The 21,593-nt window shown below is 49.8% G+C and carries 3 protein-coding genes; all 3 read right to left on the bottom strand.

Going from position 1 to position 21,593, the window contains the following annotated elements; genetic code table 11:
- Nucleotides 1-21: 21 nt before the first annotated feature.
- A complete protein-coding gene (locus tag GOL65_RS00150; protein WP_179038089.1) occupies nt 22-2,187 on the bottom strand; it encodes a type I secretion system permease/ATPase in 2,166 nt (721 codons plus the stop codon).
- A 164-nt stretch (nt 2,188-2,351) separates the two neighbouring features.
- Nucleotides 2,352-3,356: an OmpA family protein gene (locus GOL65_RS00145; protein WP_179038088.1), complete on the bottom strand. Its 1,005-nt coding sequence runs from the start codon at nt 3,354-3,356 to the stop codon at nt 2,352-2,354.
- A gap of 89 nt (nt 3,357-3,445) precedes the next feature.
- The gene (locus tag GOL65_RS00140) at nt 3,446-21,508 is read right to left on the bottom strand and encodes an Ig-like domain-containing protein (RefSeq protein ID WP_179038087.1); all 18,063 of its coding nucleotides are present in this window, start codon (nt 21,506-21,508) and stop codon (nt 3,446-3,448) included.
- Nucleotides 21,509-21,593 lie beyond the last annotated feature (85 nt).

The following is a 21,593-nucleotide window of genomic DNA, read 5'->3' as shown; positions in this document are numbered from 1 at the left end:
AAACAGCCTGAAAACTACCCGCTACTGTGCTTTACCATTGGCTTTTAGAGCAGCAATGACTTCCTCTTTTGGTCCATCAGCCACGACCTTGCCCTCATCCAGCACAATCAGACGATCGACCAGTTCCAGCAGAGAGAAACGATGTGTCACCAATATCAACGTTTGTTCGCTAACAGCCGCTTTTAGCTGCTGAATAAATTGCAGTTCGGTCATGGCATCCATGGAACTGGTAGGCTCGTCCATCAACAAGATTTTTGGCTTTAACAACAGACAACGGGCCAGTGAGACCAACTGTTTCTGACCGCCTGAAATACCCTGTCCCATCTCACCAATTGGCATTTCAAAACCTAATGGGTGACGGGAAGCGACTTTGTCTAATCCTGTCATACGGGCTACCGCCAGAATTTCTTCGGTGGTTGCCGATGGGTTGCCGATAACCACGTTTTCTCTCAAGGTGCCAAAGAATAACCGGCTGTCTTGCCCCACATAGCCCACCGAGGTACGCCAGTCCGCCGGATCCACCTGAGTCGCATCCACATTATCAATCATCAATTGCCCATTGCTTGGCTGGAATAGTCTCGCCATCACTTTCAATAATGTTGATTTACCGCTGCCGATACTGCCAAGAATAGCAACCCGCTCACCCTGGCGAATAGCGAAGTTAATTTTCTGTAGCACCACTGGTGCTGCCATCATCATGTTGCTGCTTGGATAGCTGAAGTTAACGTTTCTTAAACGTAAATTGCCGGTGAAACTTGGTGCTGACAGGTAGTTAATTTTTTCATCCCGCTCTCTTGGCATTTTCATCAGTTGGTTCAGCGAGCCCAGTGCCGCCTTAGCCTGCTGGAAATGAATCGCTAAACCAACCACAGAACCCAATGGCGACAATGTGCGCCCGGACAGGATCACCGCACCGATCATTGAGCCCATGGTTAACTCACCGGCATGAATCAGATAAACACCCCATACCACTAGCACCACAGTTGTCAGTTGCTGAACAAAAGAAACGAAAGTAGTCATAAAGCTCGATAGCGCTTTTGATTTCATAGAAGACGCAGCAGCTAATGCACTGAAATCTTCCCAGCGTTTTTGCATAACGCCTTCACCACGAGCCGCTTTCAGAGATTCCATTCCATCAATGGTTTCAATCAGCAATCCCTGTTTGAGAGAAATTTCTCTCATATTTTCTTTCATGTTTTTTGACAATGGCCACTGAATGTAAATACTGACAATCAGAATGACCGGGATCGCACCCAACGTAACCAGCGCTAGCGGCCCGGCAACCAAATAAATAATAAATAGAAACAAAAGACAGAATGGCAGGTCGGATAGCGTTGATAGCGTAGCTGAAGTGACGAAATCCCGAACGGATTCAAACTCACGTAACTGGTTGGCAAAAGAACCCGATGACTGCGGTTTATTCTCCATACGAATGGACATCACCTGACGAAACAACATGGTGCCCAGAAGCAAATCAGCTTTTTTACCTGCAATATCAATTAAGTGAGCCCTCACCAACCGTGAGATAAACTCAAAGATAATCGCTATACCAACACCTATTGCTAAAGACCATAAAGTCACATAGGCCTGAGTTGGAACCACCCGATCGTAAACGTTCATGGTGAAAAAGGTAGAAGCCAGCGTCAGAACGTTTGCCAGCAGAGCAGCTAATGCCGCACTGGCAAAATAGTGGCGATAGCGCCATAAGGTAGAAAACAGCCAATGGCCTTCTTTGTTTGGCTCTGGCAGACAGTCGTTACTGCGCTCATCCAACTTTGGTTTGGGGTTACATAACAAGGCAAATCCGGAATAAACCTCCTGTAATGCGTTGGCAGAAAGTGTCACTTCCCCACCACCGTTCTCCGGCAGTACGACTCGATATGAGGTATTTGCTCCTTTACCCGTTCGTTCGGTGACAATACAGTGAGTACCATCTTTACGTGTTATCGCTACCGGAAACAAATAAGAAAATAACTGATTTAAGTCTCTTTCAACCCAGCCAACTCCCATACCTATCTGATCGAGCATACGTAACGCTAACTGGGGAGTGAGTTTCCTTTCTCTCGGCAATCCTGCATACAAAACTGCTGCACTGGCCGGCTTATTGTAATAAGACGCTAACCATTGGACAGACCATAGCAAACTGTCCTGTTGGGCATCAGCTTTAGGATTAAAATCCTGACTCATAGTTATTCCTGTATTAATAATTACATGCTGCATTAAATATAACGTATAGCAACTTTCTTGCTGCAGAACGGTTGATACCGTCAGCAGGCTTGCTGTAAACCCACTGGCGGTATCATTAACCGGCCTGTTAGTCAGGCCGGCTGTTTACTGATTACAACATGCGATTATTCAGCGCTACTGTTTGTCTGGATCAACGCATCCACACGACGATTAGCGCGGTTACAGAAATTACGTTCTTTACCTGACATATCACTGCAATCTACCGTTGGATTATTGGCACCTTCACCACTGGTAAACAAGAGTGAGGCGGGGACGCCATAAGAAATCAGCATTTTCTTAACTGTTTCTGCACGTTGCACAGATAGTTTCTGGTTAAATGCTGCATTACCTACCGGGTCCGCATGACCAACAATGTCTACACGCTGAATCTGAGGTTGCCCCTTGATATAGTCAGCCATGTTTTTAGCGATTTCTTTACCGCCGGTTTCAACATCCGATACCTTATGACCGGCAAAGCTGAACAACACGTTACCCAGTTGTGACATACCGCCTACGTATTCACAGGCTTTCACTGCTGAAGCGCGGTTAATGGTGGCACTACTGTTATAACCAAACAGTTGATTTTCAGCCTGAGTACGGTTTACTGATACTGGCGTACCCACACTTTGGTCTGAGTTCGTTTCAACAAAGTAAGTTTTCCCGCCAACCAATTTAGCCATGGTTCTTGGTACAGCTTTGTTAGCGTAGTTAGGCGCATCATTCTGATAGGCTTCAATAGTATGTTTACCCGGTTCTACACAGAACACACTAAACTCGCCGCTCTTCAATGCTCCCTGAAATTCACGATCCACATAGATATTGGCAACGCCTGTAGTGTTATCACCCGCTTTCTTAGGATTATAAAAAACTACCTGAGACAATGAGTCACTAATACGGCCTACTGGTACATACTGCGTACCGGTATGAGTCATGGTTACTGCCGGTCCTGGCGTGATTACCACTGAGGTATCTTCCGCATCATTCACCGGATTAATTTCCATAACATCATTGCCAGACATATCTTTGGCCGCGACGTTGAAAGCCAACAATGCCGGAATCACCCCAATTGCAGATGTATGTAACCATGCTGACAGTTTATTCACTTCAGACCTCTTATTTTCCCTAAACATATTTACTCCTGAGTTATTTCGTTACTGGTAAATCAAACAGTGTGTCCTGAAGGCGACCGCCAATACTGACGGTCGCTTCAGTCACTCAATTACATAATGATCGGGTTCACTGTATTCTCGACCAGGACTTCAATACCTGAGGTACTAACAGTCCAGACGTTATAAGTATTACCGTCATGTTGGTAATTGCTTTGCGACATGGTCCATTGGCCATCACCACTTTCTAACTGCAGGGTGCTGCCCTCTTCACCATTAACAATAATCGCTTTATCACCACTCTTAATTGCCAGTTCTTCTGAACCCAGACGCAGAACATCATCCAGAGAAACCTTCATGGTGTTGTTACCATCACCCATGTCGAATATCTCGATTGATTCCAGCTTGTCTTTCAACGCTCCCAGATCTAACAGCTCGTTTTTGCCTTCCAGAATTAAGGTATCAATACCTTCATCACCAGAAATAAAGTCGAAGTCTGTTGAGGCCAGCTTGATAACATCGTTACCCGCGCCACCCATGACCTGATCCCCTGTGCCGATGTGGATAAAGGTATCATTGCCCAGACCACCCATCAGGATGTCTGCCTTATCCGTTCCGAACAGAATGTCATCACCGGCGGTAAACATTTGAGAAATCGATAACAATGACTCATGTGTTGTCGATAACAGCGTTTGTGTACCAGCAGCCTTATGCATCAGGCTGTCATCACCGACTTCTATCTGATTGTTAGACAGTAATGTCACCAGATCGGTACTTACCCCTTTCAGCGTTATCAGTTCCTGGAAGCCATACGCACCGCCTGTACCATCACGGTCAATACTGATGATAGTGTCGCTACCTGACTGCTCAACTTTCAGGAATTTCAAGATACCCTGAGAAGCAAAGTCCAGCGTCATCTTGCCTTCATCCATAAAGCAGGATAACGGACCGGAGTAATCCAGCAGATCGCTCAGATCGATCAGATCAGCATTGGCATTGGCATTGGCATTGGTCAGCAGGTTACCCACGGTGAAACCATATACCGTGTCATGACCGTTACCACCAGTTGCATCACTACTCTTACCTGGCAACACTTTGTACATCAGTACATCGTTACCACCATTTGTCAGATAGAAAGAGTCATTGCCACCGCGACCTTCGAACAGGTTATTGGCGGCGTTATCCGTGAAAGTATCACCCTGAGCAGAACCAATCAGACCTTCGATGCTGACCAATTTGTCATTACCCTGACCGGTTGCAATACCGGTAGCCAGGTTGGCCGTAATAGCGGAAGCAGAACGGCTGTAGTCAACAATATCCAGACCTGCCGTTTCACTCCAGACTTGCTGACCACTCATGATCAAGTTCCAGCCACCACCACCAGTGTAGGTATCATCCCCGGCGGAGCCGAAGAAGGTATCGTTATAACCGGTACCGATAATACCCCCAGCCCCTGTGGTATTGTTGACAGCATCCGTGCTTTCAGCCGTCAAGACATAAGCATCATGTGATTTACTAGTAGTCAACCCACCCCAGTTAACATTAACGGTATTGTTGGTATAACCGCCGATACTGGAAGTCGCTCCCACATGGTCTACTACGCCGTTAGTAATACGTAGCATTTGTACCGAATACACTTCATTAGGATCTAATCCGAAGAAGCTGACCAGGCCCATACTGTTGCTGGAACCAGACGCTTGCGGGTTAATTAACTGTGTCGCCACACAAACACCGGCAGAGTTATATAACTTAACGGTATTACTGTAGAAGGTATTGATGCCGTTACCGTCAACAATACGGATCTGCAGGCTGGTACCATCTGCTGCGATATTGGTATTTTTCACCAACAACGTCGGGGCGGAATCGACCTTAGAAACCACGTCACCATCACTGCCGGAACGATACAACACCAGGTCCATCGAACCATCCCAGTCGTAGTCCAGAGCCACCGCACCGGTAAGGTTGTTGAACGTCTGGCTGGTCAGTTTGACGGCATTCGTGCCCCAGGTATTAGTACCTGTGTTGGTATACAACATAGGGCTACCAGCCACATCGGAGCGTGGAACTTCGATAATGTCTACCTTACCGTCATGGTTCCAGTCCACAGCCAGTGATGTCCCGCCATCCAGAGTGTCACCAAACCATAGGGCTGCACCATCCGTCGCCAACAATTTACCTGTACCATCGTTCAGATAAATACGGCTTTCATTACTGTTAGAACCGCTCTTCGAACCGCGGCTCAGGAACAGATCCAGCCAGCCATCGCCATTGTAGTCGGCATAGGTCATGGAGATAGACAGGTTGCCATAATCTACATGGCCGTCATCTCTGAACACGTTGGCATAGTAACTGACACTGCCAAAGTTAGTCTTCGATGTGCCAGTCGTCTGGTTATACAGAATACCAAAGCCACGAGAAGCGTTACCGACATAACTACCTGCGCCGTTGTAGTCAATGTGCGCAGTAATATCCACAGTACCGTTGTTATCGATATCCACCGCACCTACTTCATGCATGATACTCAGCGCCGATGGAATAGCGCCTCCCGGATGGCCTGCAGGGAAACCAGATGCCTGCTCGTAAGACAGTACGCCATTAGCATTCTTAAGGAATGAGATGGAGTCTGACTCAGAGTCAGCCAGAACGAAGTCCAGATAACCATCACCTTCACGGTCATAGGCGATCACACCTCCCAGGTGATTCAGCGTTCCCTGATTCACCACCTTCGGTGAGAAGGTGCCATCGGCATTTTGCATCCAGTAAGCAGTTCGACCATCGTTCTGGTATGCACTGATTTGCGACATTACATCGGTGTAACCATCGCGGTTAATATCCGCAAACACTGCAGAGTTCACATAACGGCCATAAGCTGAACTATCAAGGTTATAAGCGGCACCGTTAGAAGTGGACGGCTGAGCCAGATAGGTAGACTCATAAGTTTCACGATCGGTAGCGGTATATACGCGACCGGCGTTAGCAGTGTTACTACCGGAAGTACCACGTACGCTCTGGAAGAACGACCATGAACCATTTTGACTAATGGTTACTGCTGCCGAGTTAAGGCCAAGACCCTCGCCATCAGTAGTTCCTCCCCACGTCTGCGTAACTAACAAACTACCTTCACCGTCAGTTACCCCTACGCTAGTAGAAGCACCCATGCTTGAATGGTTACCCGCCGCATCCCATACCATAAATGCCAGGTTGTGTGCTCCTGCTGGCAGCTTAGTCGTCAGACTCCAGGAACCGTCCGCATTCGCCGTAGCAAAGCCCAGCACCTGATCCAGCCCCTCCTGGTAGTTACCGTTACCATTTTCATCGCTGACCAGCGCTACAATGGTCCCTGCTTCTACCGCACCATAACGGCTGCTGTCGAAGGTGAACGAGTCTTTAGTGCTAACATGCGTAGCAATATCCGGAGCAGTTTCAAGCGCATTCGGTACTGTCAGATCGATCACTACCTTGTAGACATCATCGAATGTAGTGTTTCTACCGGTATTGCCCGCATTATCTACTACCTGCAGCTTGAACTTATAGGTAGTGTCCGCTGAAACTTCAGGTAATACATAGCTCCAGTTATTTCCGCTCATAGTGAGCGACTTCCAGGTTGCACCATCATCCAGTGAAATCTGTAGTTTTTCACCAGCTAGCAGCGCCGCACTCAGGGTACCCGTGACCGTCACGTGACGGTCACGGGTGACCATATCGGTGTTAGTCAGTGTTGCACTGTGGCTGAACAAGTCACCAGCCACTAAACCATTGCTGGTATCGGTGGTGATCTTCGCGGTAGTACTCAGACCTTCCATATCACGACCTTCTGTGAGAATAGTCAGTGCATGAGAGTCAGTGCTACCAATATTACCGGCAGTATCCACCACGCGGGCTTTGATAGTGTAGTCACCATCAGCCAGTACCTTACTTTGCAGATCAACAGTCCAGCTTGTAGCTGTTATGGTTGCTGCACGTGTCCAGGTCGTACCGTTATCCAGACTTACTTCTACGGTCTCATCAGATTGCAGAGCCTTATCCAGAGTACCGCTAATCAACAACGTATTATCGTTGGTGATAAAGTCAGTACTGGAGGTGCCAGTATCATCAGTAATTGCTGTAATCGCGATCTTCGCATCTGAGACATAGGTGTCTAAGGTAATGATATACGGAGTACTTGGGTCGGTTGAATTGCCCACGGAATCCGTTTCCACGGCGGTAAACTTGTTTTCACCCTCAGCCAGATCGGCTGCTGGTTTCATGCTCCACTTACCATCATCACCAACGGTAGTACTACCAATCACATGTTTACCAGTACTGTCAGTCGTAGATACTGTAATAACGTCACCCTTAGTACCCGTACCACTAATGGTTGGACGCTTATCATCGGTAGTTCCGCCAGACGCCACATTCCCCGTGACAATACCAACCTGATCGTTCACACCAGTAATAGCTAACTTGCTGATATCAGGTTTAGTAAAGTCCATAGTCAGCACAAAATTATCTGATTTCGGACTGAGGTTACCTGCCGTATCGGTCGCCGTAATATGGAACGTGTGTGTTGCTTCGGACATCGTTGCGGTAGTGAAAGTCCATTCACCGTCATTATTTGCGATCGCTGTACCCAGCAAGGTCTCACCGTCATACACACTAACAGTACTACCTTTTTCGGCCTTACCCGTCAGCGTTGGCGTTGGATCATCTGTAGAAGCTCCACTGGCCAGAGGACCAGTAATAGAGCCCACATTATCTTCAGCTGATTCAATCGTCGGTTTAGCTGGAGGCACATTGTCAACGGTAAACTTAAACGCACTTGTAGGAGCACTTGTTGTACCTGCTTTATCGGTGGCGGTCGCAGTAATACTGTGATCGCCCTGAGACAATGCAGTTGGTGTAAATGTCCAGTCACCATTGGTATCAACAGTAGTTGAACCTAACAAAGTAACACCGTCATACACCTTGATAATGCTGCCTGACTTACCGGTACCAATAATTTCTGGCGTGGTATCGTCAGTTACACCATTTGCCGTAATAGGGCCAGTGATAGTGCCCACATTATCCAGCAGTTCAGTAATGCTAATTGTAACTGCCTTGGTATCAATGGTGATATTCACTACTGGCGTTGCTACGCCTGTGTTACCTGCTTTATCCGTCACTGTAGTGGTAAATTTGTAATCACCATCTTCCCATGCTGTAGCAGGAGTGAATGACCACTTACCGTCTGCACCCGCAGTAGTTGAGCCAATAGCAGTACCATCATTATAAATAGTGACAATACCGTTGGTTTCCGCATCACCAGTAAAGGTTGGCTTATTATCATCGGTAGTATCATTATTCTTCAGTGGGCCTTGAGAAGAGCCTACATCATCGGTGATCACCAAATTGGTCACCGCCGAAGGTGCGATAGTATCAACACTAAAGTTAAAGATATCGCTCTTACCGCTGACCTGGCCTACCGTAGTAGTAACATCTGCAGTGATTGTATGCGCGCCTTCAGACAGTGCTGTTGTCGGAGTGAACGTCCACTTACCGTCAGCATCTACCTTAGCGGTACCAATCTTCACATCGTTATCATAGATAGTAACTGTGCCGTTAGCCGCAGCCGTACCAGAGATGGCCGGTTTATTATCATCGGTTACACCACCTTTAGTGATATCTCCGGTGACAGAACCCACATCATCTACAGCTTTCTCAATCACAGGTGCATTTGGTACATCAGTAACCAATGTAACGGTATATGGTGCACTTGGACTGGTCGCATTACCTACCGGATCCGATTCAACCGCAGTGAATTTATTCTCACCTGAATTCAATGCCGTTGCAGGTTGCAGGCTCCACTTACCGTCAGCATCGACGATAGTGCTGCCAATCACATGTTTACCGGTACTGTCTTCAGTAGACACGGTAATAATGTCACCCTTAGTACCAGTACCACTGATAGTTGGGCGATTATCGTCAGTGGTACCGCCGGAGGTCACATTGCCAGTGACTACTCCTACTGCATCATTCACCCCAGTGATAGCCAGCTTGCTGAAGTCCGGTGCCGTGTAATCAGTGGTCAGTACGAAGTCCGCTGATGGCAGGCTGATGTTGCCCGCCTTATCGGTAGCGGTCACGTGGAACTTGTGCTCTCCTTCCGAAATCGCCGTGGTTGGCGTGTAGGACCATTTACCGTCCGCCGCTGCCGTCACTGAGCCCAGAAGTACTGAACCGTCATATACCATCACCACACTGTTCGCTTCCGCCTTACCAACCAGCGTCGGCGTGGAGTCATCCGTCAGTGCCCCGCTTGCCAGGTCGCCCTGGATAGTGCCCACATCATCAACCGCCTTCTCAATGGTCGGTACTGTTGGTGCCGTGATATCCACGGTAAACACGAACGCCGAGGTGGCCGGGCTGGTATTACCCGCCTTATCCGTCGCCGTGGCGGTGATGCTGTGCTCGCCTTCCGCCAGTGCTGTCGCCGGGGTAAACGTCCACTTACCGTCGCTGCCCACCGTCGCGCTGCCCAGCAGAGTGGCGCCGTCGTACACTTTCACCACGCTGCCTTCTTTACCCTTACCGGTGATTTCCGGTTTGGTATCGTCGGTCACGCCATTCTGGGCAATATTGCCCGTGATGGCTCCTACGTCGTCAATCAGCGCCGTAATCGATACGGTCACGGTTGAAGTATCAATGGTCAGATTAAAGGCGGTCGCCTCACCCTCATTGCCCGCCTTATCGGTGGCGGTGATGGTAAATGCATGTGCGCCGTCATCCAGCTCAGCTGCCGGTGTGAATGTCCAGTCACCGCTGGCATTGGTGGTGGCGGTGCCTACCACTGTGCTGCCGTCATAAATGGTGATCTTACTGTTGGCTTCCGCCTTACCGCTGAAGGTTGGCGTGGCGTCATCAGTGGTAGCACCGCTGCTCAGCGGGCCGGTGACCGTGCCCACATCATCCGTCACCACCAGATTGCTCACCTTACCCGGTGCCGTGGTATCCACAATAATATTGAAGATACCCGTTGACGGGCTGGTCTGACCGATGGTGTCAGTCGCCGTGGCCGTCAGGTTATGGGTGCCGTCTGTCAGTGCCGTGGTCGGGGTAAAGGTCCACTTGCCGTCGCTGTCTGCCGTAGTGCTGCCCAGCAGGGTCGCGCCGTCATACACTTTCACCGTACAGCCCTTATCTGCCGTCCCGTTCAGAGTCGGTTTGCTGTCATCGGTCACGTCACCTTTTTGCAGCGTGCCGGTCACGGTTCCCACATCGTCCACCACGGTCACAATCACCGGTGCAGCCGGTCCACTGGTCGTCACGGTAATGGTGTAAGCTGCACTCGGGCTGGTGGCATTGCCCACCGCATCCGATTCCACTGCCGTCAGTTTATTCTCACCATCCATCAGCGGAGACGCCGGTTGTAATGACCACTTACCGTTCGCATCCACTATTGCCGTACCAATCACATGCTTGCTGGCGCCGTCTTCACTGTACACGGTGATCAGATCGCCCTTGGTGCCGGTACCGCTGATGGTCGGACGGGTATCGTCGGTAGTGCCGCCGGAAGTGACGTTGCCGGTGATTTCACCTACCGCATCATTCACCCCGGTGATAGCCAGCTTGCTGGCATCCGGTGCGGTGTAGTCAGTGGTCAGTACGAAGTCTGCGGATGGCAGGCTGGCGTTGCCCGCCTTATCGGTAGCGGTCACGTGGAACTTATGCTCACCTTCTGAAATTGCAGTGGATGGCGTGTAGGACCACTTGCCGTCCGCCGCCGTCATTACCGAGCCCAGCGCCACACTGCCATCATAGATAATAACCAGACTGCCAGCTTCAGCCTTACCAACCAGTGTTGGCGTGGAGTCATCGGTCATCGCCCCGCTTGCCAAATCGCCCTGAATAGCGCCTACGTCATCAATAGCTTTATCAATAGTCGGAACAGACGGTGCCACAGTATCAATGCTGAACACGAATGCTGAAGTAGCCGGACTGGTGTTACCCGTCAAATCGGTAGCGGTGGCAGTAATACTGTGTTCACCATTAGTCAGTGCCGTGGCCGGTGTAAAGCTCCACTTGCCGCTGCTATCCACGGTGGTACTACCTAACAGGGTCGCACCGTCATACACCTTAATAGTGCTACCTTCCTTACCCTTACCGGTAATTTCCGGTTTGGTATCATCGGTCACACCATTCTGGGCAATATTACCGGTGATGGTGCCTACATCATCAATCAGTGCCGTAATGGACACGGTCACGGTTGAAGTGTCAATGATCAGGTTAAAGGCCGTGGCCTCACCTTCATTACCTGCCTTATCTGTTGCCGTGATAGTGAATGAATGAGAACCCTCCGGCAGCGCCGTGGCCGGTGTGAAGACCCAGTCACCAGTTGCGTTAGCCGTAGCGGTACCAATCACTGTGCTGCCATCATAGATGGTGACTTTACTGTTGGCTTCTGCCTTACCGCTGAAGGTTGGCGTGGCGTCATCTGTGGTAGCACCGCTGGTCAGTGGACCAGTTACTGCTCCCACGTCATCCGTCACCACCAGATTGCTTACCTTGCCCGGAGCCGTGGTGTCCACGATGATATCGAAGATACCTGTTGGCTTACTGGTTTGGCCGATGGTATCGGTAGCCGTAGCCGTCAGGTTATGCGTGCCATCCGTCAGCGCTGTTGCCGGCGTAAAGCTCCACTCACCCTGACTATCTGCCACAACCGAGCCTAACAGAGTCGCGCCGTCATATACCTTAACGATGCTGTTCTTGTCTGCCGTCCCGTTCAGGGTTGGTTTGCTGTCATCGGTTACATCACCTTTTTGCAGTGTACCGGTGACGATACCCACATCGTCCACCACGCTGACAATCACCGGGGCCGCAGGACCACTGGTTGACAGGGTGATGTTATACGCGGCACTCGGACTGGTAGTGTTACCGACCAGATCCGATTCCACTGCGGTCAGCTCGTTTAAGCCACCCAGCAATGGTGAAGCCGGCTGCATGGACCATTTGCCGTTCGCATCCACCACCGCGGAACCAATCACATGGTTACCGGAGCTGTCTTTGCTGTATACCGTTACCAGGTCGCCCTTAGTACCGGTACCGCTGATGGTCGGACGGCTGTCGTCTGTAGTACCACCAGACACCACATTACCGGTCAGTCCACCTACCTGATCGTCCACCCCGGTAATAGCCAGTTTACTGGCATCCGGTGCGGTGTAATCAGTGGTCAGCACGAAGTCCGCTGATGGGACACTGACATTACCGGCCGCATCGGTGGCAGTAACATGGAACTTGTGCTCACCTTCTGAAATGGCGGTGGTTGGCGTATAGGACCACTTGCCATCTGCCGCCGCCGTCACTGAGCCCAGCAGGACGGAGCCGTCATACACTTTCACCAGGCTACCTGCTTCGGCCTTACCGACCAGCGTTGGCGTGGAGTCATCGGTCATCGCACCGCTTGCCAGATCGCCCTGAATAGCGCCTACATCATCAATAGCTTTATCAATAGTCGGAACTGATGGTGCTACTGTATCAATGCTGAACACGAATGCTGAAGTAGCCGGACTGGTGTTACCCGTCAAATCGGTAGCGGTGGCGGTAATACTGTGCGCTCCCTGTCCCATATCTACAACTGGCGGAAAGCTCCACTTACCGTCGCTGCCTACCGTGGTGCTACCCAATAAGATTGCACCGTCATACAGCTTAATGGTGCTACCTTCCTTACCCGTACCGGTAATTTCCGGACGTGTATCATCGGTCACGCCATTTTGAGCAATATTGCCAGTAACAGTACCCACATCATCAATCAGCGCCGTAATCGATACGGTCACGCTGGATGTATCAATGGTCAGGTTAAAGGCCGTAGACTCTCCCTCATTACCCGCCTTATCCGTTACCGTGATAGTGAACGCGTGTGAACCATCCGGCAATACGGTGGCCGGTGTGAAGACCCAGTCACCACTGGCGTTAGCCGTGGCGGTACCAATTACGGTGCTGCCATCATAGATGGTGACTTTACTGTTGGCTTCCGCCTTACCGCTGAAGGTTGGCATACTGTCATCAGTAATATCCCCGCTCTTCAGTGGGCCGGTGACCGCTCCCACATCATCCGTCACCACCAGATTGCTTACCTTGCCCGGAGCGGTGGTGTCCACGATGATATCGAAGATACCCGTTGGCTTACTGGTCTGGCCGATGGCATCGGTAGCCGTAGCCGTCAGGTTATGAGTGCCGTCTGTCAGCGCTATCGCCGGCGTAAAGCTCCACTCTCCGTCGGTATTCGCAATGACGGAGCCTAACAGAGTCGCGCCGTCGTACACTTTCACGGTGCTGCCTTTATCCGCCGTACCGTTCAGAGTTGGTTTGCTGTCATCGGTCACTTCGCCTTTTTGCAGCGTACCGGTGACGATACCTACATCATCCACCACGCTGACAATCACCGGGACCGCCGGACCACTGGTTAACAACGTAATGCTGTAAGCCGTACTCGGGCTGGTGGTGTTACCTACCGGATCTGATTCCACTGCGGTCAGCTCGTTTAAGCCACCCAGCAATGGTGAAGCCGGTTGCATGGACCACTTGCCGTTCGCATCCACTATCGCCGAACCAATCACATGGTTACCAGTACTGTCTTTGCTGTATACCGTTACCAGGTCGCCCTTAGTTCCGGTACCACTGATGGTCGGACGACTGTCATCAGTCTGGCCACCGGACACCACGTTACCGGTCAGTCCACCGACCTGATCGTCCACCCCGGTAATAGCCAGTTTGCTGGCATCCGGTGCGCTGTAGTCAGTAGTCAGCACAAAGTCAACCGATGGCTGGCTTACATTACCGGCCGCATCCGTTGCCGTGACGTGGAACTTATGTTCCCCCTCCAGAATTGGTGTAGCCGGCGTAAAGTTCCAGTCACCATTGCTATCCGCAATTGCAGAGCCCAGAACTGCGCTTCCGTCATACACGGTGACAATACTGCCTTTCTCTGCTTTACCAATCAGCGTTGGCGTGGAGTCATCCGTCAAACCACCGCTAGGTAGTAATCCCTGAATGGTACCCACATCGTCTTTTGCTGAATCAATGGTTGGAATAGATGGTGCGGAAGTATCAACAGTAAATTCAAACGCAGACGTTGCCGGACTAGTGTTGCCCGCCTTATCTGTTGCCGTTGCTGTGATACTATGTTTACCTTCAATTAAGGCAGTTGTTGGTGTAAAGCTCCAGGTGCCATTGGCCTTAACCGTTGTTTCACCTAGCTTAACCAGACCATCATAAATCTTAACGGTACTACCAGCTTTACCGGTACCAATAATTTCTGGTTTAGTATCGTCGGTTACGCCATTTGGAGTAATATCACCAGTGATCGCGCCCACATCGTCTACCAGGTGAGTAATGCTGATTACTACATTGCTGGTATCAATAGAAATATGAACGTCTGGTGTTGCAGGACTTGAGTTACCAGCTTTATCCGTCACAACGGTGCTGAATGCATAGTCGCCGTCTGCCAGTGCCGTATTTGGTGTAAATGACCAGTTACCGTTGGCATCAACTTTCGCCGTACCAAGTATGTCCTCACCGTTATAGATAGTTACGGTACTGTTCGCTTCTGCCTTACCGCTGAAGGTCGGGGTTGCATCATCAGTAGTATCGCCATCTTTCAGCGGCCCCTGATAAGCACCTACATCGTCGGTGATCTTCAAGCTATCTGCCGCCAGTGGTGCCTTGGTATCTACTTCAAAGTTGAAGATACCGGTTGGCTTACTGGTTTGGCCAATAGTGCTGGTCGCTGTAGCGGTAATATTGTGTTGACCATCAGCTAAAGCGGTGGTTGGCGTAAATGTCCATACACCTTTACTATCAGTAGTAACAGAACCTAATAATGTTGCTCCATCATAAACACGTACGGTATAACCCGCTTCTGCCGTGCCGGTAATAATTGGCTTGTTATCGTCTGTCACATCACCTTTTTGCAATGCGCCAGTAATAGGGCCGGCATCATCCAGTACGTTAACAATGACTGGCTCTGTTGGCTTAGAGATATCCAGCGTAATGGTATAAGAAGCGCTTGGTTCAGTTGCATTACCTGCCGGATCCATTTCAACCGCGGTTAATACGTTGCTACCAGGCAGTAATGGCGTCGTTGGATCCATGCTCCATTTACCATCATCACCTACAGTAGCGCGGCCAATTTCGTGGTTACCTGTACCATCTTTTGCGTACACAATAATGGTGTCGCCTTTAGTACCAGTACCACTAATGGTTGGGCTGGCATCATCGGTTGAACCACCATTCGTGATATTACCCGTGATTTCACCAACGTTATCGTTAACACTGGTAATAGCCAGATTGGCTTGATTCGGTGCAGTAGTATCTACTTTAAACTCAAACGGTGTAGATGCTTCACTCTCATTACCAGCCGGATCGGTTTCAGTAATGGTAATACTATGGTCGCCTTCAACCAATGCGGTTTCTGGTGTAAATGTCCAGCTACCGTTTTCATCAACAGTTACACTACCAATAACTTTGCCATTGTCAGTAAACTTGATGACATCGCCCGGTGCACCTTCGCCGGAGAAGGTTGGAGTCGTATCGTCAGTTTGACCACCGTTAACAATAGGGCCGGTAATCAAGCCTTCATTATCGATAACTGAATCTATCGCAGGTTTATTTGGTGCTGTGGTATCTACCTCAAACTTAACCGCGTCAGATGGCACACTGGTGTTACCTGCTTTGTCGGTTTCAGTAATCGTAATACTGTGTTCGCCTTCAGCTAACGGAGTATCCGGTGTAAATGACCACTTACCATCATCACCGACAACCACAGAACCAATCACATTATCGCCATCTTTAACGGTAATAGTACTGCCTGGTTCAGCGTCGCCTTTAAATTCAGGTTTGGTTTCGTCGGTTACACCATCCGGTTTAATTTCACCCGTTATGCTGCCGGTATTATCGGTGATAGATCCGATTTCAGGCTTAGCTGGTGCAGTAGTATCCACGTCAAACGCAACTGGCGCAGTTGGCGCGCTTTCATTGCCAGCCGGATCGGTTTCAGTAATGGTAATACTGTGTGGACCTTCCGGTAACGCCGTTTCCGGCGTCCAGTCCCACTTGCCATCTTCACCAATGGTGGTGGAACCAATTACCGCACCGTTATCAATGATCTTGATAACATCACCCGCCGTACCTTCACCGCTGAATTCCGGTTTGGTTTCGTCAGTATAGTCACCCGCATTGATTGGACCAGTAACACTGCCAGTATTATCGGTGATCACCGGAACAGCCGGAGTAGCCGGAGCGGTGGTGTCTACGTCAAATGCAATTGGTGCCGTTGGTGCACTTTCATTACCTGCCGGATCGGTTTCGGTAATGGTGATACTGTGTGGACCTTCCGGTAACGCCGTTTCCGGCGTCCAGTCCCACTTGCCATCTTCACCAATGGTGGTGGAACCAATCACCGTGCCGTTATCAATGATCTTGATAACGTCGCCCTCGGTACCTTCTCCGCTGAACTCCGGTTTGGTTTCGTCAGTAGAATCCCCGGCATTAATAGGGCCGGTTTTATCACCGGTATTATCCATAATGGCCGGTACTGCCGGAGTAGCTGGTGCTGTGGTGTCTACGTCAAATGCAATTGGTGCCGTTGGTGCACTTTCATTACCTGCCGGGTCGGTTTCGGTGATGGTAATACTGTGCGGACCTTCTGGTAAGGCGGTTTCCGGCGTCCAGTCCCACTTACCATCTTCACCGATGGTGGTGGAACCAATCACCGTACCATTATCAATAATCTTGATAACGTCGCCCGCGGTACCTTCTCCGCTGAACTCCGGTTTGGTTTCGTCAGTAGAATCCCCGGCATTAATAGGGCCGGTTTTATCACCGGTATTATCCATAATGGCCGGTACTGCCGGAGTAGCTGGTGCTGTGGTGTCTACGTCAAATGCAATTGGTGCCGTTGGTGCACTTTCATTACCTGCCGGGTCGGTTTCGGTGATGGTAATACTGTGCGGACCTTCTGGTAAGGCGGTTTCTGGCGTCCAGTCCCACTTACCATCTTCACCGATGGTGGTGGAACCAATCACCGTACCATTATCAATAATCTTGATAACGTCGCCCGCGGTACCTTCTCCGCTGAATTCCGGTTTAGTCTCGTCAGTAGAATCCCCGGCATTAATAGGGCCGGTTTTATCACCGGTATTATCCATAATGGACGGCACTACCGGTACATCCGGTGCCGTGGTATCCACTACAAACTCAATTGGTGTGGATGGCTGGCTTTCATTACCCGCCGGATCGGTTTCGGTGATGGTAATGCTGTGATCACCTTCCGCCAACTCAGTTTCCGGCGTCCAGTCCCACTTGCCATCATCACCAATGGTGACTGAGCCAATCACTTCACCGTTATCGATGATGTTAATCACGTCGCCCGGTTCGCCTTCACCGCTGAATTCCGGTTTAGTTTCATCGGTCTGGTCGCCCGGATTGATGGCCCCGGTTTTATCACCGGTATTATCCATAATGGACGGTACTGCCGGTGCATCCGGTGCCGTGGTATCCACCACAAACTCAATTGGCGCGGATGGCGCACTTTCGTTACCTGCCGGATCGGTTTCGGTGATGGTAATGCTGTGGTCACCGTCTGCCAGTGGCTCTTCCGGTACCCAGTCCCACTTGCCGTCATCACCAATGGTGACTGAACCAATCACTTCACCATTATCGATGATGTTAATCACATCGCCCGGTTCGCCTTCGCCGCTGAATTCCGGTTTGGTTTCATCAGTCTGGTCGCCCGGATTGATGGCCCCGGTTTTATCACCGGTATTATCCATAATGGACGGCACGGCCGGTGCATCCGGTGCCGTGGTATCCACCACAAACTCAATTGGTGCAGATGGCTGGCTTTCGTTGCCTGCCGGATCGGTTTCAGTGATGGTAATGCTGTGATCCCCTTCCGCCAGTGATTCTTCCGGCGTCCAGTCCCACTTACCGTCGTCACCAATGGTGACTGAGCCAATCACTTCACCGTTATCGATGATGTTAATCACGTCGCCCGGTTCGCCTTCACCGCTGAATTCCGGTTTGGTTTCGTCGGTCTGGTCGCCCGGATTAATGGCGCCGGTTTTGGCGCCGGTATTATCGGTAATGGTTGGACTGGTCGGTGCATCCGGTGCCGTGGTATCCACCACAAACTCAATTGGTGCGGATGGCACACTTTCGTTGCCAGCCGGATCGGTTTCAGTGATGGTGATGCTGTGATCCCCTTCCGCCAGTGATTCTTCCGGCGTCCAGTCCCACTTGCCGTCATCACCAATGGTGACTGAGCCAATCACTTCGCCGTTATCGATGATCTTAATCACGTCGCCCGGTTCACCTTCACCGCTGAATTCCGGTTTGGTTTCATCGGTCTGGTCACCCGGATTGATGGCCCCGGTTTTATCACCGGTATTATCCATAATGGACGGCACGGCCGGTGCATCCGGTGCCGTGGTATCCACCACAAACTCAATTGGTGCAGATGGCTGGCTTTCGTTGCCAGCCGGATCGGTTTCGGTGATGGTAATGCTGTGGTCACCGTCTGCCAGTGATTCTTCCGGCGTCCAGTCCCACTTGCCGTCATCACCAATGGTGACTGAGCCAATCACTTCACCGTTATCGATGATGTTAATCACATCGCCCGGTTCACCTTCGCCGCTGAATTCCGGTTTGGTTTCATCAGTCTGATCGCCCGGATTGATGGCGCCGGTTTTATCACCGGTATTATCGGTAATGGTTGGGCTGGTCGGTGCATCCGGTGCCGTGGTATCCACCACAAACTCAATCGGATCGGATGGCTCACTCTCGTTACCTGCCGGATCAACTTCAATAATAGTAATGCTGTGGTCACCGTCTGCCAGTGATTCTTCCGGCGTCCAGTCCCACTTACCGTCTTCAGGAATAACTACTGAACCGATGATTTCATCACCATCTTTGATGATGATGGTGTCGCCTGGCGTACCTTCACCGTTGAATTCCGGTTTGGTTTCGTCAGTCTGATCGCCAGGATTAATGGCGCCGGTTTTATCACCAGTATTATCGGTGGCAGTTGGTACTTCCGGTTTTACCGGTGGAGTGATATCAATTTCAAATTCGATTGGAGCGGTCGGCGTACTTTCATTGCCTGCCGGATCGACTTCGATAATAGTAATGCTGTGGTCACCTTCCGCCATCGGTTCTTCCGGCGTCCAGTCCCACTTGCCGTCGTCACCAATGGTGACTGAACCAATCACTTCGCCATTATCGATGATCTTAATCACGTCGCCTGGTTCACCTTCACCGCTGAATTCCGGTTTAGTATCATCAGTCTGGTCGCCCGGATTAATAGCGCTGGTTTTATCACCTACGTTGTCATTAATGGTTGGAGCTATTGGTGTCGTTGGTGGAATAGTATCAATAATAATATTGATCGGATCGGATGGCTCACTCTCGTTGCCAGCAGGATCAACTTCAATAATGGTAATATCGTGTGGCCCATCTGGCAGTGGCTCGGTCGGAGTCCACGCCCACTCACCGTCATCATTAACCACGGTTGAACCAATAATGTCATCACCGTCTTTGATAATGATGGTATCACCCGGTTCACCACCACCGTTAAAGGTTGGAGTAGAGTCATCGGTCTGATCGCCTGGCTTCAGCGGACCAGTAATATCTCCCACATTATCAATGACCTCTGGTACAACAGGTTTAGTCGGTGGAATAGTATCAATAATAATATTGATTGGATCGGATGGTTCGCTTTCTTTACCATCAGGATCAACTTCAATAATAGTAATATCGTGTGGGCCATCCGGTAGTGGATCGGTTGGCGTCCAGTCCCACTTACCATCATCATCAACCACGGTTGAACCAATAATGTCATCACCATCTTTGATGATGATGGTGTCACCTGGCTCACCGCCGCCGTTAAAGGTTGGAGTAGTATCATCGGTCTGATCGCCCGGCTTCAGCGGACCCGTAATATCGCCCTCATTATCAATAATTTCTGGTACGGCTGGTTTAACCGGACCAGCAGTATCCACATTAAAGTCAAACGTTGGCGATTGTGGACTAATGTTACCCGCTTTATCCGTTTCAGTAATAATTAGCTGATAATGACCATCAGCTAAATCTGTTTCCGGTGTCCAGGTCCAGTGCCCGGTACTATCGATAATCGCTTTACCTGCTTCCACACCATTGACATAAATAGTAATCGTGTTGCCCGCTTCACCGGTACCTGTTACTTCAGGGCGCGCATCATCGGTGGTCGCACCATTAGCAATAGGACCGGTAACCAGACCAACATTATCAATAATGTCACCAAACAGCGGTCTGGTCGGAGCAACAGTATCAACGATAAATGATAAATCGTCAGACTGCTTACTTGTAGAGCCGTCTGAGTTAGTTTGAGTAATTGTAATGCTATGAGAACCATCGTTTAGTGAAGTTTCTGGCTTAAAGCTCCACTGACCATTAGCATCAACAGTAGCAGAACCAATTACCTGACCATTGTCATAAATGGTGATGGTATTACCCGCATCGCCAGTACCATAAATAATTGGGTTCTTTTCGTCAGTAGAAGAACCATAAGCGATAGGGCCAGTGATACTGCCGGTCGCATCCATAGCTCCATCTAATGTTGGTATTGACGCAACTTTTGGTGTTGGAGCCGGAATAGGATCAGAATGATGGTCATCATCCTTGTTATGCTCATAAATAGCATTTCCGATAATACCAGCCACAGCCGCAGCGCCCAGGAACCATGGCCACAGAGCAAGCAGGCCCATATCATGATCAGTATTTTCAAATAGATAGGCGCCATCACCTAATGGCATTCCACCCAATGCTGCCGGAGCGAATGCACCATTTTCAAGCAGATAGCCTTCACCCAATACAGAACCGTCAGTCACCATATAGGCATAAAGCTGACCATCCTCTGCCATCCCCAGTAATGGTTCGCTATTACCGGAGACATAATAATCTTCAATAATGACAGCAGGTGTTGAATCACCTTCCAGAATAATGCACAAATCGTCACCATTACGTAAAAGTGTTACGTTCTCTGGTGCAAAATTATTATCATTATTTTTAAGAAGATATTTACTACCGGGCTGGATTTTAATTTTAATAGGTTTGCCTGAGTCAATGGAAACAACCTGAGAGGCACCACTTCCTGAATTAACCAATAAGCTGGCATTCGTATTCATACTTGAATAGCTCCTTTAATATCCTTAAGTATTGCTAATTTTTTAAATTAAAAATAAGCATTCCTGCGTAATAACGACCCTTTAG

This window comes from Limnobaculum xujianqingii (genome assembly GCF_013394855.1).
GTDB classification, from domain to species: domain Bacteria; phylum Pseudomonadota; class Gammaproteobacteria; order Enterobacterales; family Enterobacteriaceae; genus Limnobaculum; species Limnobaculum xujianqingii.
The sequence above is the reverse complement of the archived record's forward strand: the minus strand, read 5'-3'. Positions and strand labels throughout refer to the sequence as shown.